The following is a 21,995-nucleotide window of genomic DNA, read 5'->3' on the forward strand; positions in this document are numbered from 1 at the left end:
CGGAGTGAGGAAAAGAGGAAGAGCGCGACGTTCCCGCCGCGCTCTTCGTTGCGCAATCAATTCTTCGTCACGATTTGGCGCAGCACGTAGGGCAAAATGCCGCCGTGCTGGTAGTAATCGATCTCGATGGGCGTATCGATGCGGCAGGTGACGACGACATCCTGCACCGAACCGTCCTTGCGGGTGATCCGGAGCGTGAGGTCCTGCTGCGGCTTCACGGCCGGGCTGAGGCCGACGACGTCGTAAGTCTCGGTGCCGTCGAGCTTCAAGGTCTGAGCGGTGGTGCCTTCCTTGAATTGCAGGGGCAGCACGCCCATGCCGACGAGGTTGGAGCGGTGGATGCGCTCGAAGCTTTGCGCGACGACGACCTTCACGCCGAGGAGGTTCGTGCCCTTGGCCGCCCAATCGCGGGAGGAGCCAGTGCCGTATTCCTGTCCGGCGAGGACGATGAGCGGCGTGCCCTTGGCCTGATAGGCCATCGACGCGTCGTAGATCGAGGTCTCGGCGCCGTCAGGCCCGAGCGTGTTGCCGCCTTCCTTGCCGCCGAGCATCAGGTTCTTGATGCGGACGTTGGCGAAGGTGCCGCGGACCATGATGCGGTCGTTGCCGCGGCGGGAGCCGTAGGAGTTGAAGTCCTCGAACGCGACGCCGTTCTCGAGGAGGAACTTGCCGGCGGGCGAGGTCTTCTTAATCGCGCCAGCGGGAGAGATGTGGTCGGTCGTCACGGAGTCGCCGAAAATGCCGAGGGCGCGAGCGCCGCGGATCTCCTTGATCGTGCCGGGCTGCATCGAGAAGTTCGCGAAGAACGGCGGCTCCTGGATGTAGGTCGAGTTCGCCTCGAAGGAGTAGACGTTACCCGTGGTGGACGGGATTTCGTTCCACTTCGGATTCTGCGCGGCGAAGTCGGTGTAGAGCTGGCGGAACACCTCGGGCTTGAGCGCGGCCTGCATCTGGTCGCGGACTTCCAGGATGGTCGGCCAGATGTCCTTGAGGAAGACATCGGCGCCGTCCTTGCCCTTGCCGATCGGGTCCTTGGACATGTCGATGTCGGCGCGGCCGGCGAGCGCGAAGGCGACGACGAGTGGCGGGGACATGAGGAAGTTGGCCTTGATGTTCTGGTGGACGCGGGCCTCGAAGTTGCGGTTGCCGGAGAGCACGGACGCGGCGACGAAGTCGTTTTTCACCACGACTTCCTCGATCGCGGGGTGCAGCGGGCCGGAGTTGCCGATGCAGGTCGTGCAGCCGTAGCCGACGGTCTGGAAACCGAGCTGGTCGAGATACGGCGTGAGGCCGGTCTTGTTCAGGTAATCGGTGACGACGCGCGAGCCGGGGGCGAGCGACGACTTCACGAGCGAGTTGGGCTTGAGGCCCTTCTCGACGGCCTTCTTCGCGAGGAGACCGGCCGCGAGCATGACGCTCGGGTTAGAAGTGTTCGTGCAGCTCGTGATGGCGGCGATGAGGACGGAGCCGTGACCGAGCTTGCCGGTGGCGGCGTCGGCGGCGACGTCAACGCGCTTGCCGAACTCGTCGGGTGCTTTGCCAAAACCATTTTCCGTGACCGGCTTCGAGAACGCCGTGACGAAGTTCTCCTTCAGCTTGCCGAGTTCGATGCGGTCCTGCGGGCGCTTCGGGCCGGCGACGCTCGGGACGACGGTTGAGAGGTCGAGCTCGACGACTTGCGAGTAATCGATCTGGCCTTTCTGCGGGATGCCCCAGAGGCCTTGCGCCTTGTAGTAAGCTTCGTAAGTCGCGACGTCCTTCTCGGCGCGACCGGTGGCGCGGAGGTAGTTGGCGCACTCGGCGTCGATCGGGAAGAAGCCCATCGTCGCGCCGTATTCGGGCGCCATGTTGGCGATCGTCGCGCGGTCGACCAGCGGCAGCGCCGCGGCGCCGGGGCCGAAGAACTCGACGAATTTGCCGACGACCTTCGTTTTGCGCATGAGCTGCGTGACGGTGAGCGCGAGGTCGGTGGCGGTGACGCCTTCGCGCAACGCGCCCGTGAGGTGCACGCCGACGACGTCGGGCGTGAGGAAGTAGACCGGCTGGCCGAGCATGCCGGCCTCCGCCTCGATGCCGCCGACACCCCAGCCAACGATGCCAATGCCGTTGATCATCGTCGTGTGCGAGTCGGTGCCGACAAGGGTGTCGGGATAGTAGACGTCGCCCGCGTTGAGCACGCCCTTGGCGAGATACTCGAGATTGACTTGGTGGACGATGCCGATGCCCGGCGGCACGACCTTGAACGTGTCGAAGGCCTGCATGCCCCACTTGAGGAATTGGTAGCGCTCGCGGTTGCGAGAGAACTCGAGGTCGAGATTCTTCTGCAACGCGCTGGCCGAGCCGGCGAAGTCGACTTGCACGGAGTGGTCGACGACGAGGTCGACCGGCACGAGCGGCTCGATGATCTTCGGGTTCTTGCCCATCTTCGCGACGGCGGAGCGCATCGCGGCGAGGTCGACGAGCAGCGGCACGCCCGTGAAGTCCTGCAACACGATGCGCGCGACGACGAACGGGATCTCGGCGGTGCGGGCCTCGGTGGGCTTCCAGTTCGCGAGTTCCTTCACATTGGACTCGAGCACGCGCTTGCCGTCGCAGTTGCGCAGCACGGACTCGAGGACGAGGCGGATGCTGACGGGCAGACGCGAGACGTTGAAACCGGCCTTCTCGAGGGCGGGCAGCGAGTAGAACTTCTTGCCGCCGTCGAAGGACTGGAGGGTGTTGAAGGGATTCGGGAGGGTGCTCATGGATCGAGATCGAAAGTGGACGGAAAAACGGCGCGCCCGTCGATGGGCGCGCCGCAGAGGAAAATCAGGACGCGAGCGCGGCCTTGACCTTGTCGAAGCTCGGGAGGTCTTTCGGCGTCGGGGTCTGTTCGGCATACTTGACCACGCCATCCTTGCCGATGACGAACGCGGCGCGGGCCGACGTGTCGCCGACGCCGGCGAGGTTCGGGAACACCACGTCGTAGGCCTTCGTGACGCTCTTATTCAGATCGGAGAGCAGCGTGACCGTGATCTTGTTGGCCTTGGCCCACGCCTCATGCGTGAACGGGCTGTCGACGCTGATGCCGTAGACCGCCGCGCCGAGATCGGCGTAGCCGGAAAGGCCGTTCGAGATGTCGCACATCTCCGCCGTGCAGACGCCGGTGTAGGCCAGCGGGAAAAACAGCAGCACGACCTGCTGCTTGCCGAAGTGGTCGCTGAGCTTGATGTCCTTGAGACCGTCCGCGGTCTTGGTCTTGAGGGTGAAATCCGGGGCCTTGGTGCCGACTGCGAGAGCCATGGTGGGTGTGGGTTGATGGGTGTTCGAGTGAGCGGGCGCCGTGAGGCGAACCCGCCGCGAAAGAAGGGCGAAAGTAGAGCCGCGCTCAAGCATGCGGCAACCCCCTTTTCGCCATATGAGCCGGCTTACTTTTTTCGCAGCCTCACCCATAAGTTCCTGTCTTCCGGCATAGCCAACTCTCCCCTTGCCTCCCGCGCGGCGTCGCCCGTTTACTCGCCCCTCGTCATGCAAGACATCCTGGCCGAACTCGAGTGGCGTGGCCTCTACGCCGACAGCACAGACCGCGAAGCACTGAGCAAGCGCCTCGCCGAAGGTCCGCTGGCCCTCTATTGCGGCTTCGACCCCACCGCCGACTCGCTGCACGTCGGCAACCTCGTGCCGCTCTTCGCGCTCCGCCGCTTCCAACTCGCCGGCCACCACCCCATCGCCCTCGCCGGCGGCGCCACCGGTATGGTCGGCGACCCCTCCGGCAAATCCGACGAGCGCAACCTCCAGACGCCCGAGCAAGTCGCGCACAACATCGCCGCCGTCCGCGCCCAGCTCGCCAAGTTTCTCGAATTCGACGCCGCCAAGACCCCGGCCAACAATCCCGCACGCCTCGTCAACAACGGCGACTGGATCGGCCCGATGTCGTTCCTCGAATTTCTCCGCGACGTCGGCAAGCACGTCACGGTGAACTCCATGGTCGCGAAGGACTCCGTCCGCTCCCGCATGGAAGACCGCGCCAGCGGCATCAGCTTCACCGAGTTCAGCTACATGCTGCTCCAAGGCTACGATTTCTACCACCTGCGGAAGACGCTCAACTGCGAGCTCCAGGTCGGCGCCACCGACCAGTGGGGCAACATCACCGTCGGCACCGAGCTCACCCGCAAGAAACTCGGCACCACCGTCTGGGGCCTCGTCTTCCCGCTGCTCACCAAGTCCGATGGCACGAAATACGGCAAAACCGCCACCGGCACCGTCTGGCTCGATCCGAAGAAGACCAGCCCCTACCGCTTCTACCAGTTCTTCGTGAACGCCGACGACGCCGACGTCATCAAGCTCCTCAAGACGCTCACGTTCCTCTCGCGCGAAGAAATCACCGCCCTCGAAACCGAGCTCGCCGCCAACCCCGGCGCTCGCGCCGCCCAGAAAGCGCTCGCGCGCGAGATGACGACGCTCGTCCACGGCGCCGACGCCCTCGCCGCCGCGCTCAAGGCCAGCGAGATCCTCTTCGGCGGTTCGCTCGACGGCGTGACCGAGGAAATCTTCCACGACGTCGTCGGCGAAGTCCCGACCAAGGACCTCGAACGCGCGAAGCTCGACGGTGCCGGTTCGCCGATCATTGACCTCGTCGTCGCCGCTGGCCTCGAACCCTCGAAAGGCACCGCGCGCAAATCCGTCGAAGCCGGTGGCGTCTACCTGAACAACGTCCGCGTCGATCACACGCGCGCCGTCACGAGCGCCGACCTGCTCTTCGGCAAATATCTCCTCCTCCGCAAAGGCAAGCGCACCTACGCCGTGCTCACAGCGAGGTGAGCCAGTCGCCTCGCGCAGTTAGTGCGACATTTTCTCGTCAGGTTTCAGGTGTAGCTTCGCGAGCGCGGGCAGCGGCAAGCGCAACTCGATCTCCTGATTCCCGACCCGGGCGTGCACGATCAGCTCTTTGGGCGCTGGCGTCATCGGGAAAAAGAAGCTGCCCTGCTTCTGCTGCTGCGGCGCGAGCGTGAGTGGCAGCTCGATACGCCGCCGGGCAAACTCCGTCTCCACTGCTTTCCGATTGTTACGGTTCATCACCGCGACCGCCGTAATGTCCACCAATGCCACGGCCGGCAGGATGTTCATAGCTGCCACAGAGCCGCCAGCGGCAGCTCCGCCACTCAGAATGGATCCGCTCGCCGCGGCCGTCGCGGCACTGGTATAGAGAATCACCGCACCAGCTCCGGCGGAGAGTTTCAGACCGGTCTTGCCGTATTTTTCCCAGTTGGTGTAGCTCGCCTTCTCCAAGACCCACGGGTCGGTGCTAGGCTGCTGCGGCCGCCCATGCAGATCGACCAACTCGACGGAAGTGATCGTAACAGGCGCAGCGGACGTGTTGCCGAGACGCACAGCATACTCATCCCAACGCGCTTCCTGTTTCCATGATCCCGGTCCCTTGAACGTGATTACGTTCTGAATCTGAACTGTCACGCCACCCTGCTCTGCGCGCCAGTCAACAGCAACTGCCGGAGGCGCATCCGCGCCCGATAGTCGGTATTTCTTCGCTGTGACGCAGCCACTCAGCAGAAGCAGCAGCGGAAATAGGCAGAGGCTCGTATGCCTCCTGATCCGTTGTGTCGTAGTTATCACGAACCAAGAAACGAAAACCAGGCCCTCCCGGGGTCACTTGGCCGACACCTGACGCGGATTAAAGGCTGTGTGATGTCGGCGATAAGCCGGCTCAACCCAAAGCGGCCCACGTTGCCGCATGCGACTCCGCTTCGATCGCGGCGTAGGTCTCGTTCGGGTCGATGATCTTCCGGCCGAGAATTTCCTCCAGCAGCGCCTGCGTGTAGGTCGGCTTCGCGTGCGCTGTGGATTTCGTGCCGTATTGCTGGAGGTTCGACGCGAAGATGCCCGCGGCGCTGATCGGCAGAAAATCCTCGTAGCGCAGTCCTTCGACCGCGACGAAGCCTTCGCGCGCGAGCGCGACGAGATCGCTCGTCTTCAACAGGCCCATTTTCGCCGCCGCGCGACCGGCGTCGGTCGCGCTGAACCGCGCGAAGACCAGCCCCTGCTCCACCAGCTCAAGCAGCGTCTGCGGGAACGGCGCGAACGCCTCGGCCGCCAGCCGCTCGTAGGCGGCGAAATCCTGCTTCGCCAGTCCCGCGTGCTCCGCCTTCGCGTGATCCGCCGCCGCGAGGCATCGGTCGTAGAGCGCGCGCCCCTTCGGCGTCGTGGCGTAGAAGCGCTGCTCGATTTCTCCAAAACGCGCCGTGTGCGTCGCATTCACGACCGTGCCGTCGGCATTCGCAAACTGCACCGGCTCCGTCAGCGCCTTGTAGGAATCCTGGCGCAGCAGCACCGGCACGTTCGTCGGCGGACCCTCGGTCGAGTCCTTGAAACCCGCGTGCTTCTGCCGCGCGAGATTGAGATCGTCGCGCGTCAGCCGCTGCACCAGCGCGTCGACGCAACTCGCCAGCGCGTCTTTCGCGAGCGGCGCCGGCTGGAGCGCGGCGAGTTGCGCGGCCGTGAGGTGCTTGAAGTGCAAACGCAGGTAGTCGCGGTCGCATTGCGCCACAAAATGCCCGAGTGCGAACGTCGCGTGCTGCCGGAAGCCGGCCTCGCCGAGTTCGCCGAAACAGAACTTCATCGCGCTCGTGTAGAGATCCATCCACAGCGTGTTCGGCGTGAGATGATTAAGGTGGTGCGACTCGAAGCACGCGATGTCCGCCGCGATCTTGAAGCCCGCCTGGCTCAGCTCCGTGTAGAGCGCGTGATCGCGCGCGCGCCCGGTCCACTTGAAAATCCGCTCCGTCGCTTCGCCGATGAGCGCGTTGGCCTCGGCCCACGCGAGCCCGCCGTTGCGCTCGCTTTTTTCGATCAGCTCCTTCGCGCGCGCGGAAAATACCTGCCGCGGCGCCAGCAACGCCTCGACGCGCGCCCGCGTGGCGGCGTCGAAATAATCCGTCATCAGCAGCGACGTGAAGACGCGATGCTCGGGATGCGACCGCGAGCGAAACGCCGTGGCGACGATCGGCTGACTCTTCGCACCGACATTCGTCATGTCGTAGAACGCGTGCGGCTCCATCGCGAACTGCGCGAAGAACCGCCCGACCCAGCGATACTCGTCCGGCCGGCCGATGCGGATCGCGCCGTGCCGCTCGCCGCAGGTTTTCTCCAGTTGTTCCGCCGTGATCGCGAAGCCGCGCCAGAGCTGTGCCAGCAACTGGCAGATCGACTCGTTCACCACGCGATTCACCAGCAGCGAGCGATCGTAGAGCGGCACCTCCTGTCCAAACATGCGGGACAATTCGGCGAAGAGCCGGTGTTGCATCTCGAGTTGGTCGGCGTGGACAGCAGGCATGGGAACCGCCCAGAAAACCGCCCGAGTCGGCGAAAGCAAGGAGCCACGCCTTCGTCCAACGACCCAACTGTGCGATCAGGCGTGCATCCGCGACTGCATCCTGGGCGATCGCATGCGCCATGCGGTGGCCGCTCCTGCGAGTGCAAGAAAAAGCCAGCTCGGCGCACCGCCGCCGCCGCCACCACCACCGCTACTACCGCCACCACTGCCGCCGCTTCCCGGTGCCGGCGAGCTCGGCGTTGTCACCGTGAGCGTGGCGAGGTTGCTGGTGGTCGAGCCCCACGAATTCGTCACCACCACCGAATAGCTCGCCGCATCGCTGCTCGCCACCGAACTGATCGTGTAAGCGGCGCCGGTCGCCCCGGCGATGTCGGCGTTATTTTTCTTCCATTGATAGCTCAACGTGCCTTCTCCAGTCGCGCTGACGGAGAATGTCGCGGAGCTGCCGGTGTTCACGCTGATGCTGGCCGGTTGCGTCGCGATCACGGGAACGTTGCCGACCACCGCCAGAGTGGAAACCACGCCGCCGGGAGTGATCTTGCGAATCGCTCCGTTGCCGGTGTCGGCCACGTAGAGATTGCGCGCACCATCGAATGCGAGCGCCTCGGGAGCGTTGAAGAGCGCCTGCATCGAGGCCCCGTCCGCGAGTCCGGCCACGCCCGGAGTGCCGGCGAAAGTCGTCACGAAACCGGTCGTGTCGACTCTCCGAATCGTGTGGTTGCCGGTGTCGGCGACATAAAGATTGCCGTCCCCGTCCATCGTCATGCCGGTGGGCTTGTTCAGCCGCGCAGCGGTGCGTGATCCGTTCGTGGTGCCGGAGCTGCTGGGCGCACCGACGTAAGTGCCGACCTGCCCGTTGGGCAGGATGACGCGAATCGTGTGGCTGCCCTGATCCGAGACGAAGATGGTGCCGTAGCCGTTGTTGCCGCCGCTCCACGCGATCGATCCGAACGTGTCGCGGCGCACGACGATGCCGGTGGGGAGATTCAATCCCGCAGCTGCACCTGCGCCGTCGGCGAACCCGGGCGAACCAGCACGCCCGGCGAGCGTGGTGACGCGGCCAGCGGAAATCATCCGCACAAGGTGGTTGGACTGGTCGGTCACGAGGTAGTTGCCCGAAAGGTCGGCGCTCATCCCCACGGGGGCGTTGAAAGTCGCGAACGCGTTCTCGGCGTCGGACGCGCCGACCGCGCCTGTGCCGGCGAGCGTATTCACAAGCGCTCCGGCAGAGACGGATCTGATCGTGTTGTTGCCGGTGTCCGCGAGCACGAGCGATCCGTCATCGGCGAGGACAAAGCCGCCTGGCTCGTTGAATCGCGCACCGGTGCCGACTCCGTTGCTCGCTCCGGCTTGGCCGAGCTGGCCGGCGACGGCAGACAGCCGCAAATCGGCGCCGATCTTCGCCACGGTGTGCGCGGCGGCGTCGGTGATCCAAAGAATGCCGGCTTTGTCGACCACGAGGGCCGTCGGCAAGCCGAGCGGACTCGCGATCACGGTAAGCCTTGCGCCAGGGCTGGTGGCGACGGTCTGGCCGTGAGTGACGACGTAGCGGTAGAGATGGTTGTTCATTGCCGTCGTCGGTTTGAGGATCTCGAGCATCGTCGAGTGTGTGCCGGCGTAGGTCGCACCGTCGGCGAGATCGGTCCAGCTGGCGCCGTTGTCGGTCGAAACCTGCCAAGCGACGGAGCCAAGTCCTCCGGTCTGCGCACGAAGGGCGACTGCCTTGCCGTCGATCGCCGTCTGCTCCGCAAGCAGCGACACGCTGAAGCCGAGCGTCGTCACCGTCGTGGTGGCGGAGCCTGCGGCGTTCGTGACGACGACACTGTAGACGCCTGCGGCGTCGATGCTGGCCGAAGACAGCGTGTATGTCGCCGCAGTGGCACCGGTCACATCGACGCCATCCTTTTTCCACTGATAAGTGAGCGGCGCGGTGCCGGCCGCACTCACGGACATCGTGACGCTGCCTCCTGCCGCGACCGAGCTCGGAGCGGAGATGACGGTGACGGTCGGTGGGATCAGGACGGTCAACAGCGCCGGGGCATCATTACTCTTGAGGATGGGCACCGGCACGCTGCGGGTCGTGAGACTGTTGTCGCTGAGTTGCCCGTAGGCGTTCTGCCCGACCGCGAAAAGTGAACCGTCGGTGCGCCGAAAAATCGAGTGATTGTAGCCCGCCGAGGCTGCAGCAACGCCGGTCGCGATCTGGACCGGTTGGTATCGATGCGTGAAGCTCCCGTCACCCAGCTGGCCGAAGCTGTTCTCGCCCGTGGCCCACAGGGTGCCATCGGACTTCAGAAACAACGAGAATGCGTAACCAGCCGAGACCGCCGAGACATTCGCCGCGATCTGCACCGGCGTAGCGACATAGCTCGTGTTGCTCCCGACGCCGAGCTGGCCCGGGTAGTTGTAGCCTGCAGCCCAGAGCGTGCCGTCCGTTTTCACGAACAGGACGTGGAGATTCCCCGCGCTCACGCTGTCCACGCCGGAAGCGATCTGCACCGGCGTATACCGCGTGGTCGTCGAACCGTCACCGAGCGTGCCGTAGATATTGTTGCCCATCGCCCAGAGCGTCCCGTCGGTCTTCACGAAGAAAGTCTGGCTGCCGCCGCCCGCGACCGACCGGACGTTGGTGGCGATCTGGACCGGCGAGTAGCGGTTGTTGCTCGTGCCGTCGCCCAGTTGCCCGTAGTAGTTATAGCCCGTGCCCCACAACGTGCCGTCGCTCTTCACAAAGAGGGTGTGGCTCGCTCCCGCCGCGAAGGTCGTGACGCCCGAAGCGATCTGGATGGGCGCATAGTGACTGCCGGAGGTGCCATCGCCCAGCTGCCCCGCTGTGTTGTTGCCGCTGCCCCACAGTGTCCCGTCCGTCTTGAGAAACAGCGTGTGCCCGCTGCCAGCAGCGGTCGCGACGACGCCCGTCGTCATCTGCCACGGAGTGTAACGCGGCGAGGTCGCTCCATCGCCGAGCTGACCCTGTCCGTTATAGCCGACGCCCCACAACGTCCCGTCCGCACCGGTGAACAGACTCAAGCCATTTCCCGCGGTAAAAGCGGCCCCGAAGCCCGTGTAGGTGCGCGCCGAACCGGCACTGTTGGTCACTTCGACGGCGTAGATGCCCGCATCGCCCGGCTGTGCATTCGTCACCGTGTAGCTGGCGCCAGTCGCTCCGGTGATCGGCGTCGCTCCGCGATACCACTGGTAACTCAGCGGTGCCGTGCCGGACGCCGAGACCGTGAATGTGGCGCTCTGCCCCTGCACGACCGACTGCGAGGCAGGCGCTTGGGTAATCGCCGGAGCCGTTTGGGCGGCCAACACTGTCGGCAGCGCCGCGACCACTGCCACGGCGATCGATCGTCCATCGCCCAAAAACGCGCGCCCCATCCGGCACCACCACCGGCAAACGCGCTCGACTTCAACCCCAGACAGCATCCGCAGGAGACTCATGGTTTATTTTTAGACAAACCACGCACCTGAACCCGCTATCCCGTCATGGCAACACTGCAGCCTCCTCCCTTCAGCGCGCCGTGAACTTCAATCCCGCGATGCCCGCCACGATCAGCACCATGCACGCGAGCCGCGCGGCCGTCGCCGGCTCCTTGAACAGCACGATACCCGCGATCGCCGTGCCCACCGCGCCGATGCCGGTCCAGATCGCGTAGCTCGTGCCGAGCGGCAGACCCTTCACCGCCTGCGCGAGATACCAGAAGCTCGCCAGCATCAGCACGACCGTCACCACGCTCGGCACCAGCTTCGCAAAGCCGTCCGTGTATTTCAGACCGACCGCCCACGAAATCTCGAGCAGGCCGGCGACGATGAGCCAGAGCCAAGGCATGCGCGGAACAAGAAGCAACCAGGCCCAAGTAACAAGTGCCAACGCGCGCGCCCCGCCCCCGTCGCGCCCGCGACCGTCGGCTGATACCGGTCTCTCGATCCTCGTTGCCTCGCGCCACGCCGCGCCGCGCGCACGCCTCATCCTTTCGGCGTAACCACCCGGCCCAAGCTCTGCGTATCGTCGCGCAAAGCCTGCACAGAGCCGCGCGACTCCGCGGGCTACACTGCTTAAAAATCCCGCCGCCTCGCGCCGCCCCCAGGTTCCAGCACTTCAACTTAAACCTGAAACTTCAACCGGCGCCGCAGGCGCCCTCCCCATGACCGCCCCCGCCCGTCCGAAACCCTTCCTTCAGCCGGAATATTGCAAAGGCTGCCTCCGCTGCGTCGACGCGTGCCCCAAGCACTGCATCGAACCCGGCTCCGAGATCAACCCCGCCACCGGCCTCATCCCCGTCGAGCTCCACCTCGACGCCTGCAACGGCTGCTCGCTCTGCATGCAGGCCTGCCCCGAGCCCTTCGGCCTCCGCCCCGAGACCGAGCGCGCGCACGAAGACCACTCCGGTCGCGGCGACGATTTCGACCTGCAGGATCCGGCGAAACTCTTCGGCCCCAAGCCGCGCCCCATCGATCCCGCCGCGGACGAACGCGACACCGTCATCGCCGCGCCGGCCTGCGAGCCGCTCGTGCTCAAAGGCAACTACGCCGCCGCCATCGGCGCGCTCTTCGCCGGCTGCCGCCACGTCTTCGGCTATCCCATCACGCCCTCGACCGAAGGCGCCGAGCTCATGGCGAAGATTCTCCCGAAGCTCGGCGGCGCCTTCGTCCAGGCCGTCTCCGAAACCGCCGCGGTCAACATGATGTATGGTGCCGGCGGCGCCGGCGTGCCGTGCATGACCTTCACCAGCGGCCCGGGCTTCTCGCTCATGCTCGAGGGCGTCAGCTATATGATCGGTGCCGAGCTGCCCGGCGTGTTCGTCAACGTCATGCGCGGCGGCCCCGGCCTCGGCAATCTCGGCCCCGAACAAGCCGACATCAAACTCGCCTGCCGCGGCCTCGGCCACGGCAACACCCACGCCATCGTCCTCGCCCCCGGCACGCCGCAGGAGATGCTCGATCTCACCATCGACGCCTTCACGCTCGCGTTCCGCTATCGCTCGCCGGTCGTGATCCTCGGCGACGGCTACCTCGGTCAGATGACGGGCGTCATCAAACTTCCCGAGACGATGCTCCGTCGCGGCAAGCCCTCCTGGTCCGTCTGCGGCGATCGCGAGCACCGCCACAATCTCATCTCCTCGATCGAGCTCCTCGAAACCGACCTCGAGAAACGCAACGAGCACCTCAACCGCAAATACACCGCCATCGCCCGCCGCGAACAGCGCGCCGACCTCTACCGTTGCGACGACGCCGACGTCGTCATCGTCGCCTGCAACACGCCCGCGCGCATGGCCAAGGGCGCCGTCGAAGTCGCCCGCGCCGAAGGCCTGAAAGTCGGCCTCTTCCGTCCGATCACGCTCTGGCCCTTCCCCATCAGCGCGCTCGCCGATCTGCTGCCGCAAACAAAGCGCCTCATCGTCGTCGAAGCCGGCCCCGGCCAGCTCGAGGACGAGCTGCGCCTCGCGCTCAGCCACGCCGGCTTCGCCACGCCGCGCATCGAACATGTCCGCCGTCACGGCGGCGTCCTCCCCTCGCAACGCGAAATCCTCAACCAACTCCTCGGCACCCCGGCCACCTAAACCCGTGGAGGGTGCCGCTCCGTCGGCGTCGCCGTTGCTTCAACTTCAACTTAAACTTCAACTGGCGCCCGCCAGGCGCCGTCCCTCATGAGCGGTGTATTCTACGAAAAATTCGAGCGCCACGCCCACGGCGAAGGCCTCAAGGCCCACAGCACGCACTACTGCCCCGGCTGCGGCCACGGCGTCGTCCACCGCGACATCGCCGACATCCTCAAGGAACTCGACGCGCAGGACCGCACGATCTTCATCTCGCCGGTCGGCTGCTCGGTGTTCGCCTATTACTACTTCGACACCGGTAACTCGCAAGCCGCGCACGGCCGCGCGCCCGCCGTCGCCCTCGGCCACAAGCTCGCCGCACCCGACTCGCTCGTCGTCTCCTACCAAGGCGACGGCGACCTCGCGTCCATCGGCCTCGCCGAAACCATCTCCATCGCGCAGATGGGCGTGCCGCTCACGGTCATCTTCATCAACAACGCCATCTACGGCATGACCGGCGGACAACTCGCGCCGACCTCGCTCACCGGCCAGAAAACCGCCACGAGCCCCGACGGTCGCAGCCGCGCCCACGGCCAGCCGCTCAAGATGGCCGAGCTCATCGCGCAACTCGACGGCCCGATCTACGTCGAACGCGTCGCCCTCTACGACGCCAAGAACCGCGTGAAGGCCCGCCGCGCGATCAAGAAGGCACTGCAAAACCAACTCGAAGGCCGCGGCTACTCGTTCATCGAAGTCCTCTCCGAGTGCCCCACGCACCTGAAGCTCTCGCCCGTCGAGGCCGAAAAATGGGTGCAGGAAAACATGGAGCCCGTCTACCCGCTCGGCGTGAAGAAAGACATCAGCGCCGCCACCGAACCGTGGTTCAAGGGTCCGCGTCCCTCCTACGTGCCCGAGGAAGTCCTCGGCCTCGCCGGCGCCGAGCCCGCCCTCGCCGAGAAGCGTCGCACCGAGTGGCCGGCGCACGTCGCCAAGCGCGACCTCTCCTTCAAGTTCGCCGGTTCCGGCGGCGATGGCGCGCAAACCGCCGCGCTGCTCCTCGTCCGCGCCGCGATCGAACTCGGCTACGACGCCACGCACATCCCGGCCTACGGCCCCGAGTCGCGCGGCGGCACGAGCTACGCCGACGTCCACATCGCCGCCACCGAAGTGCTCAACCCCGCCGCGCCCGAGCCCGACGTCCTCGTCGCGTTCAACGCCCCGAGCCTCACGAAATTCGCGCACACCGTCGTCCCCGGCGGCACGATCCTCTACGACAGCACGATCGTCACCGTCGCGCCCACCGACCTGCCCGCCGGCCGCCACATCCTCGGCATTCCGTTCACCAAGATCGCCGCCGACCTCGGCAAGCCGATGGTGAAAAACGTCGTCGCCCTCGGCGCGCTCCAATCGGCCACCAAGCTCCTCCCCGACGACGCGCTGATCGAGACGCTCGCCCACGTGCTGAAGGACAAGGCCGCCGTCCTCCCGCTCAACAAATCCGCCTACGCCGCCGGCCTCGCCGCCGTCACGCCCGCCACGGTCTGATCGATCTTTCACTTTCCTCTTAGTCTTTCTCCTTCGTCAGATCGTCGCCCTGCACCGCACGTCACCCGAGCGAAGGAGAAAGATCAGGAGAAAGAGAAAAGAACACGCTCTCCGATGCTCACCGCCCCGCCCCGCTCCCCCTTCCTCTGCGAGATCGAGGCCTACGAACTCCTCGCGCGCGCCGGCATCCGCGCGCCGCGCCACGGCATCGTCGGCGGCGCGCTTCCCTTCGTCCCCGCCGAGCCGATCGTGCTGAAAGGCCTCGGTGACGAACTCTGGCACAAGTCCGAGCTCGGTTGCGTGCGCTTCCTGCCCTTCGACGCCACGCGCCTCGCCGACGAAGCCGCCGCGATGCGCCGCCGCGTCGAAGCCGAAGGCCTCGCGTGGATCGACGCGCTCGTCTGCGAACGCATCGCCATCCAGCGCAACCGCGACATCCCCTCCGAAGCCTTCGTCTCCCTCTCGCGCACCGACGCCGGCTGGGTCGTGCTCTGCGGCTTCGGCGGCCTCCAAGCCAACGCTCTCGCCGAACTCGCCCCGCCCTGCCGCTGGCCCGTCGACGTCGTCACGCCCGAGCAAGCGCTCACGGAATTCTCGCAGCACCTCCTCGGCCGCGCGTGGCTCGGCCGGCTCCGGGACTCGCACCCGCTCACGACGACCGACGATCTGCGCGCGTTCTTCGAATCGCTCTGGCAACTCGCCGCGCTCGCCGAATCCGAGAGTCTCGCGCTGCTCGAGCTGAATCCCGTCGCGCTCGACGCCACCGGCACGCCGCGCCCGCTCGACGCCGTGGGCCGCTACGCTCCGCCCGCCGCCGAACGTCTCGCCCCGTCGCCCGATTTTCTCGCCGCACTCCGCGCGCCGCGCCGCATCGCCCTCGCCGGTGTCTCCGCCCAGGAAGGCGGCGTCGGCCGCACGATCCTCGACAATCTCCGCCGCTACGCGCTCCCACCCGGCGACCTGATTCTGATCAAACGCCAAGCTGCCGAAGCAAGGTGGCCCGCGACCTCCGGGCGCGGGTCGCAGCCGGATGAACCCGCGGCCGACGCAACCCGTCCTCAGAGCGGCCGGACTTCCGCAGAAGGCCCTCCGCCTTCCCACGTCGATTCCTTCCTCGGGTTCCCGTGCGTCCCCGACGTTGCCCCGCTCCGCGACGCGCCGGTCGATCTCCTGATCCTCGCGCTCCCCGCCCCCGCCGCCGCGACCACGCTCGAAGCGCTCATCGCCCAAGGCGGCGGCGCCACCTGCGTCGCTCTCGTCGCCGGCGGCATCGGCGACGGCGCGGACACGCAAGGCCTCGGCGCAAAACTCGCCGCGCGGCTCCGCGACACGCGCGCCGCCGGTCGCTGGACGCCCGCCGTGCTCGGCCCGAATTTTCTCGGTCACTGGTCACCCGCCCTCGACCTCGACACGTCGTTCATCCCCACCGAAAAACTCGCCGCACCCGCCACCGCAGGCGGCGCACTCACCCTGCTTTCTCAGAGCGGCGCGTTTCTGCTCTGCCGTCGCTCGCGTCAGCCGTCGCTCCGCTTCGGCCTCGGCGTCGCCCTCGGCAACCAGATGGACGTCGCCATACCCGACGTCCTCGCCGCGCTCGCCCACGAAGAGGAACCCGGCCCGGTCGCGTGCTACGTCGAAGGCTTCGGTCCCGGTCATCTCGCACCTTTTGCCGCCGCCGCGCGCATCCTCACCTCGCGCAGCGCGCGCGTCTTGCTGCACCGCGCCGGCCGCACCGCCGCCGGACAAGCCGCCGCCGCCAGCCACACCGGCGCGATGGCCGGCGACCTCGCGCTCGAACGCGAACTCCTCGAACGCTCCGGCGTCCGTTTCACCGCGAACATCGCCGAGTTCGACGCCGCGCTCGCCTGGCTCGGCGCGTATCCGCGCCTCGCGAAAGGTCCCGTCGCGCTGCTCACCAATGCCGGCTTCGAGAGCGTGAACGGCTCCGATCTCTTCGGCACCGGCTTGCCCGCGGCCACGCTGGGCACCGCCGCCACCGAAGAGCTCACGCATTTGCTCGCCGCGAAAAATCTAGGCGGACTCGTCAGTCCCCGTTTGCCCCTCGACCTAACCCCCATGGCTGACGAGTCCGCCTACCTCGCCGCCGCCGCGCTGCTGCTGCGCGAATGCGCCGTGCTCGTCGTCGGCCTCGTGCCCTTCACGCGCAAGCTCGGCACGGCCGGCGACGCCGCCGCGCGCTTCGCGTCGCAACTCGCCGCGCTCGCCCGCGTCGCCGGCAAACCGCTCGCGGTCGCCATCGACGCCGGTCCCGCCTACGAAGCGTATCGCGCCGCGTTCGCCGCCGAGAACGTCCCGACCTTCGACCGCATCGAAACGGCGCTGCTCGGTCTGCGCACGCTGTAGTGCCACGCTCGGCGCGCGACGTGTTGTCCGCTGCGCCGTGTCCGCAACACCGCGGACTGTCGCCGCGCGGCGTTACGCCGAATCGAGGTGGGAGATCAGGTCCTGCAGCAGGACGATTTGCCGATTGCGCGTCTCGACCTGCCAAGGTTGGTCGAACGCCCGGCCGTATTCCGCCGCCGCGAGCGCATGGCGCACGAAACCCACGTAGTCCGTCTCGGCACCCTGATACGCGCTCGGCGACTCGTAGCCCGGAACGGAGATCGGCAGGAAAGTCCCTTGCAGCAGAAACACGTCCGATTCGCTCAATCCGCGCGTGGTGTCCTCCCACGCCTGCTTCACCGAGGCCGGAGCGTCAGGCGGCGGGAAGGTCCACGTCTTCGCCTTTCCGACCATCTGGAAGCCGTCGCGATCAATGTCCCGCGCGCTGCCCGGTGACCGCAGGAGATTGACCGCACCTTCCTTGGACAGTTTCCCCGGTTCAATCGCGTCCACCAAGCCGTGCATGTGCTGTAGCACCGCTCGTTCGTCGGAAGACAGCCCCCGCAGAAATTCCTCCGGCGCAGCCTCGGCGTCGGCCTGCTCGGCGCGTTGGATCAACTGCTCGAACTGCGCGGCGTAATGCTCCACCTCCTGCCGGCGGTCATCGCTGATTCCGCGTTGGAAATATTTCGCCATCCAAGCGCGGAACTCGGCCTGCTGCCCGCCGGCGCCGGCCGCTTCGCCGCTTCCGGCATTTTTTGCAGCTTCGGCGAGATCGGTCCGACGTTCCGGCCTGTCGCCGGCTCGGGCTGAAGTCGTTTCGGAGAGGGTAAACCCAGACGAGGACACGTTCATTGGAGGAGTTGAGGGGGAGAAATTTGCCGGGGTATTCCCGCGCCACACCTTCCTTGCAACGGACGTGCCAACCTCGGCCGCGCAGCGCGAACACGTGCGAACGCGCGCTCACCCGCGACGCCGCAGCGCCCAGCCGTCAACGATTCGCGACCGCCTCACCCGGCCAGAAATTTCGCCGCGGCGTCCTCGTCCACGAGCCACACGACCTTGTCGCGGATGCTCTTCGTCACCTGCGCCGGCATCTGCTGCGGATTGAATTCACCCGCCAGCACGCGGTGCAATGTGTCGGCCTTGCCGGCGCCGAGCACCATGATCACAACCAGCCCGCAGGCCTTCAATCCGCTCGGCGTCAGCGTCAGTCGCCAGCCTCTTCCCGGAACGTCGATCGCGGCAAAAAAAGCTCCGCCATCGTCGCGCAGCAACGGACTGCCCGGGAACAGCGACAGCGTGTGCCCGTCGTCGCCCATGCCCGCGAAACACACGTCGAATGTCCGGTCGCGGCCAAACCACGGCGCATTGATGCGTCCGAATTCGAGCGCCGCCATCGCCGGCGGAACGCCGGTCGACCACGGATGCTTGCGGTCCGGCGGGATGCCGAGCGGCTTCAACAGCAGACGGTCGGCGTTGCCGAAATTGCTCTCGAAGGAGTCGGGCCGCACATAGCGCTCGTCGCTCACGAACCAGTGCGTCGTCGCCACCGTCGTCGGCGACAGCGCGTCCTTCGCCACGCACCACTGATACCACTCCTTCGGCGTCGAGCCGCCGGTCAGCGCCCACGTGAAATGCTTTTTCGGCGGCGTCTGTCCGCGCTGACCTTCCGCCACGAACACCGCCGTGCGGAAACAATCTTCCTTCGTGCCGATGAACACACGACCGTAGCTGGAGCTGAGTTCCTTCATCCGCGCTCAAAGCAGCGCGGAAAGTTCGAAGTGCCAAGTAACAAGTGGCAAGAGCGTCGGCTCGCTCCGCGCTCGCCGCGTAAGCGCCCCCCTGTAGGGCGGGGTCTCCCGACCCCGCCGTCGTCCGCCGCCGTCGCCATGTTCGCGGCGGGGTCAGGAGACCCCGCCCTACAGCGTTACCCCTGCTTCCTGAAAGCTGACCGCTCCCCGCTCAGTAAAACATCGCCTCGCTCAACGCGTCCGCCGGCTCGAGCAGGCGCGCGGTCGCCGTCAGCGTCGTGCGGCCGTGGCCGAGATCGCCTTCGAAATCTGCCACGCGATCCGTGAGGTCGGCCGACCAGGCGAACTGCTTCCCCGTCGTGCCGTAATCGAACGCGATCGAGAAGCAGCCCGTGCAATCCTGCCCCGTCACGGTGAACGTCAGCGCGTCCGCGTTCGCGCCGCAGCGCGCTAGGCCCTTTTTCAGCCAGCCGCTCATCGCCGCCGCCTCGGGCGCGAAATCGCGACGATGCCGGATCGTGACGCCGCGCAGGCTCGCGACGATGTCGGCCGGCGCGTAGCGGCTGAGAAATTGCCCGATCGTCTGCCGCAGCGGACGCGTCCGAGTATACGCGAGATCGCGCACTGCCGAGGGATTCGGCCACGGGAAAGTGAAGGCGTCCTCCGGCACGACCGCGCTGTCGAACAGCACGCGCCGCGAGCGCGTCAGCAGGTAATCGTAGGCCGCGAGCCGCTGATTCGACGAAAACCGGTGCGCCCAATAATACAGCGGCAGGTCGGTCGAAAGGCACACCGAGACTTGGTTTTGCAGGAAGTCGTGCGTGCCCACCGGATAGGCGAGCACGACGAACTCGCAGCAACGCGTGTCCTTGCCGGATTTGCCGAGGAAGCATTCGCCGTAGATCTTCGCGCGGAAAAGTTTTTCCGCGGCGGAATCGGACTCCGGACACAGCACGACGACGCGGCACGGGTAACGTTGCGCGAACTCGACCGTCGTGCGGAATTGCTGCTCCGCGTCCTCCGGCGTGGTGTTGATTCCGAGATGCAGCACGAGATTCAGCTGCGTGGCGCGGCTGTCCTTCGCCGGCGTGTCGGCCCAGATTTTCTGGAAACCCGCGTTGATGCCGCCGACCGGCACCTCTATTCCGGGCAGGGCGTTGAAGATCGCGTGCATCAGCGGCCGAGCGTTTCGTAGGGGCGCAGTCTTGCTGCGCCCGCGACAGCGCTGCTCGAGGCAAGGGCGCAGCAAGACTGCGCCCCTACGGAGAGGATGCGGTGGCAGAGGCTCATCACGGCTCTCTCCAGCTGTGCCCATTCGCGGCGAGCAGATCGGCGGAGGCCTTCGGGCCCCACGAGCCGGCGCTGTAGGCGTCCATGCCGGCGCGGCCCTGCTGTTTCCAGTGTTCGAGGATCGGCGTCATCAGCTCCCACGAGCGCTCGGTCTCGTCGCCGCGGATGAAGAGCGTGCCGTCGCCGATCATCGCATCGAGCACGAGCCGCTCATAGGCCTCGGGCGTGTTCGAACCGAACGTCGTCGCGTATTTGAAGTTCATCTTCACCGGCTGCGTGCGCGTCTCGAGGCCGGGGATCTTCGCGTTGAGGATCATGCTCATGCCCTCGTCCGGCTGGATCTGGAACGCGAGCGTATTGGCGGCGAGTTGGAAGCGGTCCGACTCGGCGAAGATGTTTCCGGGTGCGCGCTTGAAACGGATCGCAATCTCCGTGACGCGGCGCGCCATGCGTTTGCCGGAGCGGATGTAGAACGGCACGCCGTGCCAGCGCCAGTTGTTGATGTTGAGGCGCAGCGCGGCGTAGGTCTCGGTCGCGCTCGTCGGCGCGACGTCCTTCTCGGTCAGGTAACCGGGCACCGGCTTGCCGGCGAGCAGGCCTTCGGCGTATTGCGCGCGCGCGACATCGGCTTGCGGACCGTCGAGGCGCAGCGGCTGGATCGCGCGGAGGAGTTTCACCTTCTCGTCGCGGATCGCCTCGGCATCGAGCGACACGGGCGGCTCCATCGCGGTGAGCGCTACGAGCTGCATGGTGTGATTCTGGATCATGTCGCGCAACGCGCCGCTCTGCTCGTAGTAACCGGCGCGTGCCTCGACGCCGACTTCCTCGGCGACGGTGATCTGGACGTGGTCGATGAAATTGCGGTTCCAGAGCGGCTCGAAGATGGCGTTGGCGAAGCGCTGCACGAGCAGGTCCTGCACGGTCTCCTTGCCGAGGTAGTGATCGATGCGGAAGACCTGCGATTCCTCGAACACGGACGTCAGCTCCTGGTTCAGCGCCTGCGCGCTGGCGAGGTCCTTGCCGAAGGGTTTTTCGATGATGACCTTCGACTGCGTCACTTGTCCGAGGTGGCGCGCGGCGAGTCCGCTCGTGCCGAGATTCTGGATGATCGGCGCGAAGACCGACGGCGGCGTCGAGATGTAGAACAGTGTCTGCACATCCTGCCCGATCTGTTTTTCGAGCTCCGAAATTTTCCGCGCCAACGTGGCGAATGCCGCCGCCTCGTCGTAACCGCCGCTGACGTAGACCGTGCGCGGGGCGAGGCGCGACCAAACCTCGTCGCGCAGTTCGCGGCGGGAGAATTCCTTGATCGCGCCGACCGACAGCGCCTGGAATTCCGCATCGGGCATCGGCTTGCGGCCGTAGCCGATGAGGAAGAAGTCCGCCGGCAGCAGGCCGTCGAGCGCGAGGTTGTAGATCGCGGGGATGAGCTTGCGCGCCGTGAGGTCGCCGGAGGCGCCGAAGATGACGACCACCGTGGGCGGAGCGCCGCGGTGTTTACTGAGGCCGTGGAGGAACGGATGCCGTTCGTGGTCGGACATGCGTCGCACCATGCGCCGCCGCGTCAAAATCGCCAAGGAATTATTCCCCGATGACACGAGCGTGTGACGCGTGCGACCGGACGGCGCGCAGCGGCGCAGAGGCTCTTCGTAGGCAGCGCGCTTGCGCGCGCCTCCCTCCTCGCTCAGGCGCGAGCGCGTCACCGCGCGTTGTCGCGCACCTGATCGATCGATCCGCTCTGGCGCGCGACGTGGTAACCCTTCGGGAAGAGCGGCACGTTTTCGAAATGCAGACACTGCGGCGGCAAGCGCTCGCTCAACGCCACCTCCACGACGTCGAAGCGGAACGTCCGCGGCGGCGCCGACAACGCGCTGAGATATGCGTGCACGGCGCGCTGGAGCACGCGCTTCTTACGGCGATCCACGGCGTAGTAGCCGGGCACGAGCGCGTCCGCGCTGCGCGCCTTCACTTCGACGAAGACGAGCACGTCGCCGTCGCGCGCGACGAGATCGATCTCGTCGCGCCGGTCGCGCGGGCTGCGCCAGTTGCGCGCGACGATCACGAAGCCATGGCGCTTCGCCAAAAAATCCGCCGCCGCCGCCTCGCCACGCGCCCCTGCCTCGGCGGCCGCGGGAGTTTCTCCGCTCGGCGCCGCGATCCGCATCCACACATCGTTGAGCCACGCGAGCATGGGTA

General features: G+C 66.4%; 15 protein-coding genes. 4 read left to right on the forward strand and 11 right to left on the reverse strand.

What is annotated here, in order from left to right; all coding sequences use genetic code 11:
• Nucleotides 1-56: 56 nt before the first annotated feature.
• Nucleotides 57-2,744, reverse strand: a complete 2,688-nt coding sequence (gene acnA / locus KF715_03800) for an aconitate hydratase AcnA (protein MBX3735791.1) — start codon at nucleotides 2,742-2,744, stop codon at nucleotides 57-59.
• Nucleotides 2,745-2,808: 64 nt separating this feature from the next.
• A complete protein-coding gene (locus KF715_03805) occupies nucleotides 2,809-3,282 on the reverse strand; it encodes a redoxin domain-containing protein (protein ID MBX3735792.1) in 474 nt (157 codons plus the stop codon).
• 225 nt (nucleotides 3,283-3,507) lie between these two features.
• Here KF715_03805 and KF715_03810 point away from each other — a divergent pair, with 225 nt between their 5' ends.
• Complete coding sequence (locus KF715_03810) at nucleotides 3,508-4,800, forward strand: tyrosine--tRNA ligase (GenBank protein MBX3735793.1); 1,293 nt, start codon at nucleotides 3,508-3,510, stop codon at nucleotides 4,798-4,800.
• 18 nt (nucleotides 4,801-4,818) lie between these two features.
• Here the strand turns inward: KF715_03810 and KF715_03815 are convergent, their stop codons facing one another.
• From KF715_03815 to sugE, 4 genes are all read right to left on the reverse strand, one after another.
• The gene (locus KF715_03815; protein MBX3735794.1) at nucleotides 4,819-5,610 is read right to left on the reverse strand and encodes a hypothetical protein; all 792 of its coding nucleotides are present in this window, start codon (nucleotides 5,608-5,610) and stop codon (nucleotides 4,819-4,821) included.
• Nucleotides 5,611-5,701: 91 nt separating this feature from the next.
• The gene (locus KF715_03820; GenBank protein ID MBX3735795.1) at nucleotides 5,702-7,327 is read right to left on the reverse strand and encodes a VOC family protein; all 1,626 of its coding nucleotides are present in this window, start codon (nucleotides 7,325-7,327) and stop codon (nucleotides 5,702-5,704) included.
• 75 nt (nucleotides 7,328-7,402) lie between these two features.
• Nucleotides 7,403-10,771, reverse strand: coding sequence for an immunoglobulin domain-containing protein (locus KF715_03825; protein MBX3735796.1), 3,369 nt, complete (start codon nucleotides 10,769-10,771; stop codon nucleotides 7,403-7,405).
• 70 nt (nucleotides 10,772-10,841) lie between these two features.
• Complete coding sequence (sugE, locus tag KF715_03830; GenBank protein MBX3735797.1) at nucleotides 10,842-11,159, reverse strand: quaternary ammonium compound efflux SMR transporter SugE; 318 nt, start codon at nucleotides 11,157-11,159, stop codon at nucleotides 10,842-10,844.
• A 316-nt stretch (nucleotides 11,160-11,475) separates the two neighbouring features.
• Here sugE and vorB point away from each other — a divergent pair, with 316 nt between their 5' ends.
• From vorB to KF715_03845, 3 genes are all read left to right on the forward strand, one after another.
• Nucleotides 11,476-12,891: a 3-methyl-2-oxobutanoate dehydrogenase subunit VorB gene (gene vorB, locus KF715_03835; GenBank protein MBX3735798.1), complete on the forward strand. Its 1,416-nt coding sequence runs from the start codon at nucleotides 11,476-11,478 to the stop codon at nucleotides 12,889-12,891.
• A gap of 87 nt (nucleotides 12,892-12,978) precedes the next feature.
• Nucleotides 12,979-14,412 carry a 2-oxoacid:acceptor oxidoreductase family protein gene (locus KF715_03840; protein ID MBX3735799.1) on the forward strand — a complete coding sequence of 478 codons (1,434 nt, stop codon included), beginning with the start codon at nucleotides 12,979-12,981 and terminating at the stop codon, nucleotides 14,410-14,412.
• Nucleotides 14,413-14,526: 114 nt separating this feature from the next.
• Nucleotides 14,527-16,776 (forward strand): acetate--CoA ligase family protein, encoded by a 2,250-nt coding sequence (locus KF715_03845; protein ID MBX3735800.1) that lies wholly within the window; start codon nucleotides 14,527-14,529, stop codon nucleotides 16,774-16,776.
• Nucleotides 16,777-16,848: 72 nt separating this feature from the next.
• Here the strand turns inward: KF715_03845 and KF715_03850 are convergent, their stop codons facing one another.
• The 5 genes from KF715_03850 to KF715_03870 form a co-directional block, all read right to left on the reverse strand.
• Nucleotides 16,849-17,610, reverse strand: a complete 762-nt coding sequence (locus tag KF715_03850) for a hypothetical protein (protein ID MBX3735801.1) — start codon at nucleotides 17,608-17,610, stop codon at nucleotides 16,849-16,851.
• 155 nt (nucleotides 17,611-17,765) lie between these two features.
• Complete coding sequence (locus tag KF715_03855) at nucleotides 17,766-18,509, reverse strand: 6-phosphogluconolactonase (GenBank protein ID MBX3735802.1); 744 nt, start codon at nucleotides 18,507-18,509, stop codon at nucleotides 17,766-17,768.
• A gap of 211 nt (nucleotides 18,510-18,720) precedes the next feature.
• Nucleotides 18,721-19,683 carry a glucose-6-phosphate dehydrogenase assembly protein OpcA gene (locus KF715_03860; protein ID MBX3735803.1) on the reverse strand — a complete coding sequence of 321 codons (963 nt, stop codon included), beginning with the start codon at nucleotides 19,681-19,683 and terminating at the stop codon, nucleotides 18,721-18,723.
• A gap of 115 nt (nucleotides 19,684-19,798) precedes the next feature.
• On the reverse strand, nucleotides 19,799-21,340 hold the full coding sequence (zwf, locus tag KF715_03865; GenBank protein ID MBX3735804.1) for a glucose-6-phosphate dehydrogenase: 1,542 nt from the start codon (nucleotides 21,338-21,340) through the stop codon (nucleotides 19,799-19,801).
• Nucleotides 21,341-21,498: 158 nt separating this feature from the next.
• Nucleotides 21,499-21,963 carry a YraN family protein gene (locus KF715_03870; protein MBX3735805.1) on the reverse strand — a complete coding sequence of 155 codons (465 nt, stop codon included), beginning with the start codon at nucleotides 21,961-21,963 and terminating at the stop codon, nucleotides 21,499-21,501.
• Nucleotides 21,964-21,995: the final 32 nt, after the last annotated feature.

This window comes from Candidatus Didemnitutus sp. (assembly GCA_019634575.1).
Taxonomy (GTDB): domain Bacteria; phylum Verrucomicrobiota; class Verrucomicrobiia; order Opitutales; family Opitutaceae; genus Didemnitutus.

Bases quoted from the DNA above. Each gene is read 5' to 3' on its own strand.
- vorB (MBX3735798.1), top strand. From the start codon at position 11,476: ATGACCGCCCCCGCCCGTCCGAAACCCTTCCTTCAGCCGGAATATTGC.
- KF715_03860 (MBX3735803.1), bottom strand. From the start codon at position 19,683: ATGCACGCGATCTTCAACGCCCTGCCCGGAATAGAGGTGCCGGTCGGC.
- KF715_03810 (MBX3735793.1), top strand. From the start codon at position 3,508: ATGCAAGACATCCTGGCCGAACTCGAGTGGCGTGGCCTCTACGCCGAC.
- KF715_03845 (MBX3735800.1), top strand. From the start codon at position 14,527: ATGCTCACCGCCCCGCCCCGCTCCCCCTTCCTCTGCGAGATCGAGGCC.
- KF715_03850 (MBX3735801.1), bottom strand. From the start codon at position 17,610: ATGAACGTGTCCTCGTCTGGGTTTACCCTCTCCGAAACGACTTCAGCC.
- KF715_03805 (MBX3735792.1), bottom strand. From the start codon at position 3,282: ATGGCTCTCGCAGTCGGCACCAAGGCCCCGGATTTCACCCTCAAGACC.
- KF715_03840 (MBX3735799.1), top strand. From the start codon at position 12,979: ATGAGCGGTGTATTCTACGAAAAATTCGAGCGCCACGCCCACGGCGAA.
- KF715_03825 (MBX3735796.1), bottom strand. From the start codon at position 10,771: ATGAGTCTCCTGCGGATGCTGTCTGGGGTTGAAGTCGAGCGCGTTTGC.
- KF715_03820 (MBX3735795.1), bottom strand. From the start codon at position 7,327: ATGCCTGCTGTCCACGCCGACCAACTCGAGATGCAACACCGGCTCTTC.
- KF715_03855 (MBX3735802.1), bottom strand. From the start codon at position 18,509: ATGAAGGAACTCAGCTCCAGCTACGGTCGTGTGTTCATCGGCACGAAG.
- sugE (MBX3735797.1), bottom strand. From the start codon at position 11,159: ATGCCTTGGCTCTGGCTCATCGTCGCCGGCCTGCTCGAGATTTCGTGG.
- KF715_03870 (MBX3735805.1), bottom strand. From the start codon at position 21,963: ATGCGGATCGCGGCGCCGAGCGGAGAAACTCCCGCGGCCGCCGAGGCA.
- acnA (MBX3735791.1), bottom strand. From the start codon at position 2,744: ATGAGCACCCTCCCGAATCCCTTCAACACCCTCCAGTCCTTCGACGGC.
- zwf (MBX3735804.1), bottom strand. From the start codon at position 21,340: ATGTCCGACCACGAACGGCATCCGTTCCTCCACGGCCTCAGTAAACAC.